The sequence below is a fragment of the Microcoleus sp. PH2017_12_PCY_D_A genome (assembly GCF_020738565.1).
Taxonomy (GTDB): domain Bacteria; phylum Cyanobacteriota; class Cyanobacteriia; order Cyanobacteriales; family Microcoleaceae; genus Microcoleus.
The window spans coordinates 1-11553 of record NZ_JAEQCI010000152.1; the positions used below are offsets into that span (position 1 = coordinate 1).

8 protein-coding genes are annotated in these 11553 nt (G+C 48.6%); 2 read left to right on the forward strand and 6 right to left on the reverse strand.

Annotation, left to right across the window (positions count from 1 at the left end; all coding sequences use genetic code 11):
• Positions 1–148: 148 nt before the first annotated feature.
• From JGK39_RS29820 to JGK39_RS29835, 4 genes are all read right to left on the reverse strand, one after another.
• The gene (locus JGK39_RS29820; RefSeq protein ID WP_293298475.1) at positions 149–1351 is read right to left on the reverse strand and encodes an aminotransferase class V-fold PLP-dependent enzyme; all 1203 of its coding nucleotides are present in this window, start codon (positions 1349–1351) and stop codon (positions 149–151) included.
• Between the two features lie 80 nt (positions 1352–1431).
• Positions 1432–2037, reverse strand: a complete 606-nt coding sequence (locus JGK39_RS29825) for a molybdenum cofactor guanylyltransferase (RefSeq protein ID WP_293261242.1) — start codon at positions 2035–2037, stop codon at positions 1432–1434.
• A gap of 158 nt (positions 2038–2195) precedes the next feature.
• Entirely contained in the window at positions 2196–3260 is a 1065-nt protein-coding gene (locus tag JGK39_RS29830; RefSeq protein WP_293261245.1) for an anthranilate phosphoribosyltransferase family protein, read from the reverse strand.
• 267 nt (positions 3261–3527) lie between these two features.
• Complete coding sequence (locus JGK39_RS29835) at positions 3528–4502, reverse strand: LysR family transcriptional regulator (protein ID WP_293261248.1); 975 nt, start codon at positions 4500–4502, stop codon at positions 3528–3530.
• Between the two features lie 732 nt (positions 4503–5234).
• Here JGK39_RS29835 and JGK39_RS29840 point away from each other — a divergent pair.
• The gene (locus tag JGK39_RS29840; RefSeq protein ID WP_293261251.1) at positions 5235–8654 is read left to right on the forward strand and encodes a PAS domain S-box protein; all 3420 of its coding nucleotides are present in this window, start codon (positions 5235–5237) and stop codon (positions 8652–8654) included.
• Positions 8655–8802: 148 nt separating this feature from the next.
• On the opposite strand, the gene JGK39_RS29845 is transcribed toward JGK39_RS29840, so the two are convergent.
• Positions 8803–10149, reverse strand: a complete 1347-nt coding sequence (locus tag JGK39_RS29845) for a HEAT repeat domain-containing protein (protein WP_293298478.1) — start codon at positions 10147–10149, stop codon at positions 8803–8805.
• Positions 10150–10405: 256 nt separating this feature from the next.
• Entirely contained in the window at positions 10406–10567 is a 162-nt protein-coding gene (locus JGK39_RS29850) for a hypothetical protein (protein WP_293298481.1), read from the reverse strand.
• Between JGK39_RS29850 and JGK39_RS29855 the strand changes: the two genes are divergently transcribed.
• Complete coding sequence (locus JGK39_RS29855) at positions 10566–11435, forward strand: lipid kinase (RefSeq protein ID WP_293298484.1); 870 nt, start codon at positions 10566–10568, stop codon at positions 11433–11435. The genes JGK39_RS29850 and JGK39_RS29855 overlap by 2 nt on opposite strands.
• The last annotated feature ends 118 nt before the right edge of the window (positions 11436–11553 follow it).

The window sequence follows — 11553 nt, forward strand, 5'->3', positions numbered from 1 at the left end:
GACTGAAGTCCTCACTACGAACCTCCTAGAGATAGGACTGAAGTCCTCACTACGAACCTCCTAGAGATAGGACTGAAGTCCTCACTACGAACCTCCTAGGGATAGGACTGAAGTCCTCACTACGAACCTATGAATTTTGGTAGTAATGTTATGTTTTTTGGGTGGAATCTGCCGCTGATATTCCTGTTAGCTCCACTAGCGCTTTAGCTAAATATTCATACTGCGGTAAGGTATTATAATATTGAGCGGAAATTCTCACCAACCGCTTGCTAGCATCGGGCCAAGGAATCACTGGTACTTCTATTTTAAAAATCTGCCACAGCGCTTCTTGCAAGGGTGGAATTCCTCCATTTGTAGCTGCATGGGAGTTGGAATCTGCAAGGGGTACAACTGCCATAGAACCTACCATTTCATCGGGACAAGGCAACGGTAAATCTAATTTATCTGCTAATATTTGTCTCCCAGCCAATGCTAAAGCATGATTTTTTGCCATTAATTCCGGCCAGCCACCACTCCACAAAGAACCCATGAAATCAATGGCTACAGGGACGCACAAATAGGGACTTGGATCGACTGTTCCCATCCAGTCAAATTCTAGTTGAAAGCGCGATTTGTCGGCGCGCGGTGAGTTGGCGCCGTGACTGATGGTAGTTGGCCGAATGCTATCTTGTTTGTCGCGCCGCACGTACAGAAAAGCTGCTCCTTTCGGCGCGCACAGCCATTTGTGGCAATTTCCTGTGTAGTAAGCGGCGCCGATTTCTTCTAAATTCAGTGCTACCATTCCCGGCGCGTGAGCTCCGTCTACTAATACATCCACGCCGCGATTAGCTAATTCGCCTACTAACTGTTTGATGGGGAAAATTAAGCCTGTTTGGCTGACAATGTGGTCTAATAATGCTAATTTTGTTTGCGGGGAAATGCACTTAATTATTGAAGCAATAATTTGTTCTGGCGATTCAATGGGAAATGGTATTTCTGCTACTATTACTTTAGCTCCTGTGCGCTCTGCGATAAAATCTAGTGTGTTGCGGCAGGCGTTATATTCCTGATTTGTGGTTAGCAATTCGTCGCCTGGAGCAAAAAAGAGCGATCGCAAAACGGCATTGACTCCAGTGGTAGCATTCGGTACAAACGCTAGCTCTTCCTCACCCGCACCGATAAAGGCGGCTAACTGGTTTCTGGCATTATCTAACAGCGGCTCAAATTCTCGCATTAAAAAGCGCAATGGTTCTCTTTCGAGTTGTTCTCTAAAACTAATTTGTGCTTCCAGTACGGGAATCGGACAGGCTCCAAATGAGCCGTGGTTGAGGAATGTGATTTCGCGATCGAGTAACCAATATTCGTTAATCATTAGTTATTAGTTATTAGTTATTAGTTATTAGTCATTAGTCAACAGTCATTAGTTATTAGTCAACAGTCATTAGTTATTAGTCAACCGTTAACTATTTTACCTTTTAATTGGTGAAACTCTTCTAATGTATTGCAATTCGATAACATTAGTGCTTCTGGTTTGCCTACGGGTAGAGGGATTGCTTGGATTTGATTTAACCACTTTTGAAAGGAACGTCCCCCTTTTTCAATAAAACTTTGCAAACTGGACAGAGATTGTGGGCGGTAGAAGCCGCACAAGGGCTCCCAGCGCGAATTTTGATAGGGGACAACTGCTAAGGTAGATGGGGGAAACTCTGTTAACTTGCTCGCCCAATTATCAATGATTCGGGAATCTAATAAGGGCAAATCGCAAGCTAATAGTAAAATCCAGTCGGCAGAAATGTCCGTCAGTCCTTGAGTCAGTGCGACTAAGGGGCCGGTGCCCGGATTGTACTCTACCAGAAATTGGGATGGTTCGGTTAAGGTCGATCGATAGCGATCGGGCCAAGCAGTCAAAACATACACTTGTGGCGTTAGGGCTGCTGCAACCTCACACGCCCGCTGCAACAGGCTTTTACCCTCAATTTCTAGGAGAGCTTTATCCGTACCCATCCGCGAACTTTGACCGCCTGCGAGCACAATTACTGCAATTTTTTGATGGGGCATGGGGCATGGGGCATGGGGCATGGGGCATTGGGAAGAAGGCATTGGGAAGAAGGCATTGGGAAGAAGGCCTTCCCAGGGCATTGGTCATTAGTTATTAGTCACAAAGAAGATTTTTTTATCGGTGTAGGGTGCGCTGCACTACACCTGATTGGTTATACTCAATTCAAAGCAGTAACGGCTTTGCTAAGTTCCTCAAGTTTTTGCACGACTTGACCGCTGTTTAATAAAGTTTCTGCCTCAATCAAACCCGAGTTCATATCCAAACAAACTCCGCTGCGCCACAGATAAAATCCGCCGTTCCAAATAGCAGATTGCATCAATTCTGAGGGTTTTCCGAGCAATACTTCTTGCATTTGTTTGAGTAACTCAGATGCTGATTCAAAGGCGGGATTTGTGCTGCTAAAACCGTAATCTCCATGGGCTAAAAGTAGTCGCTCGAACTCGGCTCCCGGCTTGGCAATTCCGATAATTGCAGTTCGATCGCGCGGCAAGTCGCAACTTCCTTCCAATCCTTTGACTGTGGTATAATTTTTGATTCCCCGCAACTCGAAGGCTGCTTGAAACATACCCTCTGTAGGCGGGTGCACGTAGCCTGAGATGACGTTAACGTCGCCGGCGCAGGGACACCACATCAATTCCATTGTCGAAAAAGGCGGCCGTTTGCCGATTTCGCGGCGGTAGGGAACTAAACTCGCAGCTTGAGGAAAATGCTTGGGAAGGTAAACAAAACCTAAACCGGTACTGTCAAACACTTGCTGGACTTTTTCTAAACGGAGTTTTCTCCAGTCAACTCCTAAACCGCGCCATATTTCAATCAGGGGAATGCCTTCTTTGGTTGGCATTGTGTCCCCCCCGTGCATGACGGCTGGGACGCCAGCGGCGGCTAATATTAGGGCGGTTATTGGGCTAATTGGAGCGGTGCGCGATCGCCCGTCGTAGGCTACGCCAAACACGGCGACACTAGAAACGGCAAATCCTTTTTCTCGGTTGGGAGGCGCAAGCATTGGCCCCAATTCTTCATAGGCATCCAGCATTCCGGCTAATTCTTCCCCGGTGGGCCGTTTGATGCGATGGGAAATCATGAAAGCTCCGATTTGAGCCGGTGTTGCTTCTCCCAGCAGCATCATTCGCGTGGCTGCTGCTGCTTGCTGGCGAGTTAAGTTTTCTCCTGTGTGTACTCCGCTGCCAATTTTTCGCAGCAATTCTCTAAATGCGTCACTCATAATTATTGAAGTTGGGAATTGGGAATTGGGAATTGGGAATTGGGAAGAAGGCCTTCCCAGGGCATTGGGAAGAAGGCCCGCCCAGGAAATTGGGAATTGGTAATTGGGAATAATTAAGCTGTTTTAAATTTAAAGTTCTGAACTTTAAATTTAAAATTGTAGAATTATACCATTTGTCAATAAAAATGCAATTGTAGGCAATTTCTCAGCCATTATGTTATCAGTCACAGCCCATCTAAAATCTCAAATCTCAAATCTAAAATGGTATTAATTTCCGGATTTTACTACTTTGATGACATCACGTGGTGGCACAAGTTCCCGTACCAGATTCCAGAAATGGGCGATCGGCGGAATTTGCATTCGATCGTGAGTTGTGACTAACACGACTTCGCGAGTCCAAGTCGGATCGATCGCCGATTGTCCGATCGCCGAAACCTTGGAATTTGCGCTTTCTTGAGCGATCGACCGAATTGCTAAAGTGCGATCGCCCGCAGCGTCTAGCAAAGCTGAATGCGGCAGCAAAGCAATCAATTCTCCCTGGCGCACCACACCCCGAAAAGCATCGAGAGTGTTGAGTTCCAAAACAGCATGAAGTTTAGCACCCATGCGTCCGAATTGCTCTTGCACCATGCGCTGCATTCCGTACCCGTCCTTAAACACGACTTGCGGGTAACAAATCAATTCCGGCCAAGGTACTCGATCGTACTGGGCGAGGGGATGACCCGCCGCCATCAATACCTCGATCGGCTCATTGTAGAGCACCTCAACCAACATTTCCGGGGCTTGAGTAAAATAGCGGTTGTTCATCACTATCGCGATGTCCACCAAACCGTCTTTGAGAACTTTCAAAGCTCGATCGCTTCCCAGGGATGTCACGCGCAACTGCACCTCAGGATAGTTGCGGCAAAACCTTTGCAGCACAGGCGGCAAATAAGCAGCGCAAACCGAGTGAATCGCAGCCACGCAAAGTTCCGGCTGCTTTCCCGCCAGCAAGTCTCCCAATTCTTCAGCAGCATTTCGCCAAGTCTGACAGATTTTGCGAGCGTGAGGTAACAGGCGTTCCCCTCCCACAGTCAGCTTCGCGTGGGCGGTGCGGTGAAACAGCGACAAACCCACTTCCGCTTCAAGTCCCTGCACTTGACGGCTAATAGTCGATTGGGTAACGCCGCACTTCCGGGCCGCTTGCTGAAAGCTACCGGTTTGGGCCACTGAAAGAAATGCTTGAAGCTGCTCTAAGCGCATGGATGTTTAATTCGAGATGGTTTGAGAAATTTGACTGGGCGATCGTCAGAGACATTAGAGACATTAACCGATTTAGTAGAACAATTTAGTACACCTTGATACAGGTACAGATTAGTTTGGATTCCGGTGCCAAAGGCGCGGATGCTTGGCTCTACGAATTAACTTGCTCTGTTAGGATTTATTTAGCCAAATTAGACTTAGAATATCCCATTCTCCTATATTGAATTCATGATATGAATAGGCAATTTTATCAACAAAACAATTTATAGCAGTTCTCAGAAGAAGGTTTTTGATGCGACCTCGCTTACTATACAATCACCATAAGAGGGCTCGCATCCCAACAAGAGGGATCGCATCCCAACAACGTACCTCATCTATCTGAAAAAGTATAATTAAGCAAAATTGGGCCTTAGAGGTTTTTAAGTTGGCAAGAAACAGCTTTAATGAACTGCACAGTCCTAGTGGTTTAATCAATGACTCTAGCTGAGTTTTTTGGAAATATAAAAAATTTAAATGTAGCATTTTAGAGCGGACATTTTTTACTATTATAGTACCTGAGTCTCCCTATTACTGTCAATAAATGTCCGAATCTTGCCGCCCGGTTGAAACTTCTGATGAATTTTCATCTCCTGCCTAAAGTGACTGTTGTTTTCGGTTTTTTTGTGTATAGACTAGGAATTAGCAGGTCAGCAACACAAGTGCAAGTACGATCGATCGCACAGGAAAGGCGAAATGCAGAATTTTCTTAAGATTATGTCATTCAACCACAATTTTATGCCCCAAGGTGGATGGGAAGAGTGGCAATCGCAGTTAGTGGGACTGCACGCGGTTAGCGATTTGTTAATTGCCTTGGCTTATTACTCCATTCCAGCGATGCTGATCTACTTGGCCAGGAAGCAGCGGGACGTGCCTTTGAGCAAGGGTTTTGTCCTATTGGGACTCGGGTTTTTCTGCGGCGGGACAACTCACCTGATGCAAGTTTGGATGCTGGTGCATCCCAGTTACGGGCTGTCAAGTTTGCTCGCCGCCGTTACCGCTGTCATTTCTGTGTGGGCTGCGGCAGAACTGATGCCCTCGCTTTCGGGAGTGTTGGCTGCGGGGCGGGCGACACAATTAGCAGCAAATACAGCGCTGGAAATTCAAAAGGCCGATCGACCGCAAGCTGGCTGGGCCATTAAAAAACCCGCCCCATCCCTCACCGCCGAACGAGATCCCATCAACCAGCAATTGCTGCTAGAAATAGCGCAGTCGGAGTCCGTCCAACAACTCCTGCTGCTGGAAATTGCCAACAAGCTGCAAGCCAGCGAAGAACGCTTTCGCGCTTTTCAGGAATTATCTCTAGACGGATTTAACGTGTTCCGCAGCCTTCGCCACGAATCCCAAATTGTCGATTTTGAATGGGAATACGTCAATCCCGCTGCGGCCAAAATTCAGCAAAGCACTCCTGAAGAATTAACCGGCAAGCGATTGCTGCAAGTGCTGCCGGGTCATAAAGATAGCGGTTTGTTCGACCGTTACGTGCAAGTTGTAGAAACAGGAATTCCCCTCAATACCGAGATTTCTTACAACAGCGAAGGCATTGTCGGCTGGTTTCGGATTGTGACCGTTAAATTGGGCGACGGCATTGCTATTTCTTTCAGCGATATTACAGAAGGCAAGCAAGTAGAAGCATCCCTGCGCGACGCCCTGCAAAAACTCACTTCTCATTTTGAAAATACGCCCCTAGCGGTGATTGAGTGGGATGAAAATTTTCGCCTCAGCGGGTGGTCTCCGGCTGCTGAAAAGATTTTTGGGTGGAAGGCAACAGAAGTTTTAGGCAAGCATTTTAGCGAATGGAACTTTATTTTTGACGGCGATGTGAAAGATGTACAAGCGGCAATTGATAGTTTAAAAAACCAACACGAACGGTGCAATGTCGTTCGCAACAGCAATTATGATAAGTCGGGTTCTTTGGTGCACTGCGAGTGGCACAATTCGGCTTTTTACAGCGATTCGGGACAGTTGATATCGGTGCTGTGTCTGGTTTTGGAGGTGACGGAACGCTTTAATTTTATGGAAGTGCTGCGACAGTCAGAAGAGCGGTTTCGGATTGCGGCAGAAAGTGCTAGCGATTTGATTTACGAATGGGATATCGAGACCGGTATCGTGCTGTGGTTCGGTCGTGTGGATGAAATTTTGGGGTACGAAAAAGGCAGATTTCCGAGGACGAGAGCAGCTTGGAACAGTATTGTGGATTCGGAAGACCGAGATCGAGTCTCTGTCGCAGTCGATCGATATTTGAGCGCGCCAGACAGTTCTACCGCCCCATTTTTTCAGGAATACCGCGTGCAGTGCTCCGGCGGCCGCTTGCTCCACTGGATCGATCGGGGCAAAGTCCTGCTTGACAAACAAGGCAATCCGTGGAAATGGATCGGTGCCATTAGCGACATCAGCGATCGCAAAGAAGCCGAAGAACAGCGAAATCAGGCTTGGGCGCGGGAACAAACCGCCCGCCGCGCAGCCGAAGCCAGCGAACAGTTGTACCGCGTCCTCGCTGAAACTATCCCCCAAATAGTTTGGACTGCTTGGCCCGACGGCTGGCTCGACTACTACAACCAGCGCTGGTTTGAATATACGGGCATGACCCTAGAGGAAACTCAAGGCTGGGGGTGGCAGCCAGTTTTGCATCCAGATGACGTGGAAAATTGCCTGGAACGCTGGAATAACTCGGTGCATACGGGGGAGACCTACGAGGTGGAATACCGCTTTAAACGCGCATCTGACGGGGTTTACCGCTGGCATCTGGGTCGCGCCATGCCAGTACGGGATGCGGAGGGAAACATCCTCAAGTGGTTCGGGACTTGTACGGATATTGACGATCGCCACCGATCGGCCGCCACAGCCGATTTCCGCGCCCGAGCTTTGGCTGTGCTGTCGTCGGCTTCCCTCGATTACCAGGAGGCGCTGCAAGGTTTGGCAGATTTAGCAGTACCGGGGCTGGGGGATTGGTGCTGCGTGCACTTAATCGAGCCCGACGGCTCGATCGGCTTGCAAGCAGTTGCTCACTCAGATCCGAGCAAAGTCTCTCTGCTGTGGGAAATCGACCGCCGCTTGCCGGTAGACCCCCAGGGACGCCACGGAGTAGCAAAGGTGCTGCGGACTGGGGAGCCGAAGCTTTACCCAGAAATACCGCATTGGGCGATCGAGGCGGTGCTATCGGACAGGGAATTACTGGAAGTGCTGTGCTACCAGAGCCCGCTGTCAGCAATCTGCGTGCCGCTGATCGCTCGCGGGCGGACCATCGGAGCGATTTCGTTGCTGTGCGGGGAGTCCGGCCGCCGCTGCGGCGAGGGCGATTTGGTTTTGCTCTCGGATTTGGCGCGGGATGCGGCGGTGGCGATCGACAATGCGCGGCTTTACCGGGAAGCAGCGGAGGCGAATCGGATTAAAGACGAGTTTTTGGCAACGCTTTCTCACGAGTTGCGGACGCCTCTGAACGCGATTTCCGGCTGGGCCCAGATGCTGCGACAGCGCAAGTTGAGTCCCGAAAAAACGGCTGTGGGTTTGGAGACGATCGAGCGCAACGCCCGGTTGCAGACTCAGATGATTGAGGATTTGCTGGACGTTTCCCGGATTGTCAGCGGCAAAGTGTGTTTGAAGCTGCACCCGGTGGATTTGGTGCGGATTGTCGAAACGGCCCTGAAGGCACTGGGCCCTGATGCGGAATCTCGGGGAGTTGAATTGGCGAGTTTTTATGGCGAAGGGGTGAGCTTGGTTAGGGGCGATGCTACTCGCTTGCAGCAGGTAGTGTGGAATTTGGTCTCGAATGCCATTAAGTTTACGCCGCCGTCTGGTCGCGTGGAAATCAGGCTCTCGGAGGAGGGGGAACCGAGAACAGCGGGTAGCGCTATGTTGTCTCCGTCTCCAGTTCACTCTGTGGCGATCGCCGTCACCGATACGGGAATTGGCATCAGCAAGGAGTTTTTGCCGTTTGTGTTCGATCGCTTCCGCCAAGCTGACAGCAGTTCTACGCGCAATTACGGCGGGCTGGGACTCGGATTGGCGATCGTCCGCCATCTCGTGGAACTCCACGGCGGCAATGTCTGGGCAGAAAGTCCCGGCCTGGGACTCGGCTCGACTTTCGGGGTGCGATTGCCGATCGAGCAGAGGTAAAGTTTATATAAACGTGTTTGTAGTGAGGACTTTAGTCCTCAAAAATAAGGACTAAAGTCCTCATTACAAACCAGCAATTTTTTACATAAACGTGTTTGTAGTGAGGACTAAAGTCCTCAAAAATAAGGACTAAAGTCCTCACTACAAACTAATTCTCCTGCCATTCTTGCAGGGCGATCGCAATTCCCTGTTTCAATCTTGGTTCGAGACCTTCTTGCTTAACTAAACATTCTAATTCCTGTTTGGCAGCCGCACCCAGCCGTTTGAGAGCTGCCGTGCTGTGCAGCCTGACGCTGTTGTCGGCATCTGCCAACAGTTGAATCAACACATCTAGCGCTCTAATATCTCCTAATTGTCCTAACGCTAAAGCCAAAGATTGTTTGATTTGAGCAGACTGCACGGCCGGATGATTGCCCTCTAGCAAACCGATCGCAATTTCCGCAGCTTTCGCTTTTAATTCCGGCTTTTCCACTCGCCCCAAAACAGCGACAATCTCTTGACAAACAGCAGGATTAATGTTATGAATTGGCAAGGCATCGCTATTTGTCAATTCCCCCGGTTCTGCGGACTGAGCCGATCGCCCGATCGGCGCTATTTGCAAATATTCTAAACCGGCTGCGGTTTCGCTCCAGCCTAGGGCGCGCACAGTTTCGATTTGCAATTCAAAGTTAGTTGCGGGCGATCGCAGCAATTCAAATAAAGCCGCCGCCGCAGCATCGGTTTTCAGTCGCCCAAGTGCGATCGCAGCTTCCTGACAAACTTCTAAACGGATATCCCAAAGCAAAGGTTTGAGCAACTTCACCAAATCTAATTCTGCATCTAAATAGGCGCGCACTCCCAGAGCTCGCACGGCTTCTTTTCTAACTGCTGTCGCCGGATCTTTGAGTGCACCTACCAGTACCGGCGGGATGCGGGAGTCGTGAAAGCTGCTCAAAGCCTCGATTGCGTGGGCGCGCACTGCAACTTGAGAATCTGTGACTACACTCAACAGCGGTGGAATAATTTCGGGGCGCCGAATTTGGGCGAGGGCTGCTGTAGCAAACTGTCGCGAGTCTTCCTGCTGTAGGAGAGTTGTCAGGGATTCTATCGCACTCGTGCCGAAATTTCCCAGGGTTTCGGCGGCAATTTGGCTCAATTCTTCATCGGAATTTTCGATTAATTTGACTAAAGCTTGCATCACTTCTGGGCGATGGAACTTGCCGAGGATGCGGGCGGCAAACCACCGGGGCTCTGTATCTGCGTCTTCGTCTTCGAGCACCGCAATTAAAGGTGCGATCGCGCCATTTCCCAGATTGGGCAATACTTTAGCAATTTCCCAGCGGTCTTGAAAATCACCCCATTCTAAGGCTTGTATTGCTAAACTTACAGCTTGTTCTAAAATATGTTTTTCCGGCTGCTGACTGCTGTTTGCTGTCACTTGCTGCAAGCATTCGACTACAAGAGGCCAGTTTTGGCGATCGGCAGCAGCTTGCGCTTGCTCTAAAATATCAGACATAAATTTAATTTAGCTTCTTTAAGGTAGATGACAGCTAGCGCAGAATGCCAGATACTTTCCAGCAATCTTTTGCTACAATTATCAATAATTTGAGATTAATGTCAATCTCTCACCCGTGGTAAAATGTAATTAAAGCATTAAAATCATGCACTTAAGTCATCAACTTGTAATATTCTTAATTTAAAAAACTCATTTCGCAGTTTACACAGATTTTAGACAACCCAGATAAAAACAACCACACCCAACCATGACCTAATTACTTTTCCCAATTCCCAATTACCCATTCCCAATTACCCATTTCCAATTCCCAATGCCCAATGCCCCATTCCCAATTCCCAATTCCCCATCCCCCATCCCCCATCCCCAATTCCCAATTCCCAATTCCCAATTCCCAATTCCCAATTCTCAATTCCCACATGAAAAAAGCTCTACTTTTAGTAAACCAGCACTCCCGAAAAGGGCAAAAGCTATTATCTCAAGCCACTGTAGAATTGCAAGCACTGGGTTTTGAGTTAATTGTAGAATCAACAGACCGCGCCCGCGAACTTTCCGACACAATTCGGCGCTACCAAAATCGAGTAGAATTAGTAATCATCGGCGGTGGCGACGGCACTCTCAACAGCGCCATCGAAGGTTTGATAGACACTAAATTGCCCTTGGGTATTTTGCCGATGGGAACTGCTAACGATTTAGCCCGCACTCTGGAAATTCCTACAGATTTATCCGCAGCTTGTCAAGTAATTGCCAGCGGTAAAGTTCGGCTCATAGACTTGGGTTGGGTGAACGGCAAGCATTTTTTTAATGTAGCGAGTTTGGGATTGAGCGTGGAAATTACCCAGCGGCTGACTAAAGACGTGAAGCAGCGCTGGGGAGTTTTAGCTTATGCTTTTACTGCTTGGCAGACAATTGTGTCAGCGCGACCCTTCCGAGCAGAAATTAAGGTAAACAACCAATCTTTTAAGGTTAAAACAATTCAAATTGCGATCGGCAACGGCCGCTATTACGGCGGCGGCATGACAGTTGCCGAAGATGCCACAATCGACGACAGGCGGCTGGATTTGTACAGTTTGGAAACACAACATTGGTCGGAAATAATTGCTTTGCTGCCGGCTATGAAGAAAGGAAATCATACGAGTTGGCCTAACGTTCGCGCCTTGCACGCTCAAGAAATTGAGATTAATACCAGTAAGCGCCGTCCGATTAATACCGACGGTGAAATCACAACTCACACGCCTGCAAAATTCCGAGTGATTCCCCAAGCTTTGGCCGTTATAGCTCCTGCATAAAGTAAAATAACCATTATAAGTTTGTAGTGAGGACTTTAGTCCTCAGAAAAAAGAGAGGACTAAAGTCCTGACTACAAACCAAATTACCCGTTTGTAGTGAGGACTTTAGTCCTCAGAA